Annotated in this window: 1 protein-coding gene; it reads left to right on the plus strand. The window is 45.4% G+C overall.

Going from position 1 to position 862, the window contains the following annotated elements:
- Positions 1–809 (plus strand): IS256 family transposase (locus AB840_RS15425; protein WP_048515693.1); only part of this gene is annotated, 809 nt, incomplete at its 5' end.
- Positions 810–862 lie beyond the last annotated feature (53 nt).

Below are 862 nucleotides of genomic sequence, written 5' to 3' on the forward strand. Positions count from 1 at the left end.
CATCAGAGGGCTTCATATCGGATGTCACGGATAAAATCCTGCCCCAGATTGAAGAGTGGCAGTGTCGGCCACTTGCCAGCGTCTATCCTATTATCTTTATTGACGCCATTCATTTTTCGGTACGTCATGATAATATTGTCCGCAAGTTGGCTGCCTATGTTGTGCTCGGCATTAATGAGGATGGCTACAAAGAAGTACTCGCCCTTGAAGTCGGTGAAAATGAAAACAGCAAATACTGGCTGGGCGTTCTGAACGGTCTTAAGAACCGTGGCGTGCAGGATATTCTTATCCTCTGCTCGGACGGACTCACAGGGCTTAAGGAAGCGATTGTTGCAGCCTTCCCCAAAACAGAACACCAGCGCTGTATTGTGCATATGGTACGTAATACCCTTAAATATGTAGCCAATAAGGACATGAAGAATTTTGCCAGAGATCTTCGGATGATCTATACCGCTCCTGACGAAAAAAACGCTGTCAGACGGTTAGAGGAAGTAGATAAGAAATGGACGTCCCAGTATCCAGCAGCCATGAAACGGTGGCATGATCACTGGGATGTCATAACACCGATCTTTAAATTTTCGATAGACGTTCGTACAGCTTTCTATACTACGAATGCCATTGAGAGTTTAAATTCTTCTTACCGCCGCTTAAACCGTCAGCGAAGTGTTTTCCCAAGTTCACAGGCTCTGCTCAAGGCGTTGTACCTGTCCACTTTCGAAGCTGCCAAGAAATGGACCATGCCGCTTCGGAATTGGGGAAAGGTGAGAGGCGAACTGGTCATCATGTACCCTGACAGATTACTGGCATGATAGTTCTAGCAAAATGACGATTTATTAACTCTTTATTAACTATCATAGAAGAC

This window comes from Megasphaera cerevisiae DSM 20462 (assembly GCF_001045675.1).
In the GTDB taxonomy this organism is placed as follows: Bacteria; Bacillota; Negativicutes; order Veillonellales; family Megasphaeraceae; genus Megasphaera; species Megasphaera cerevisiae.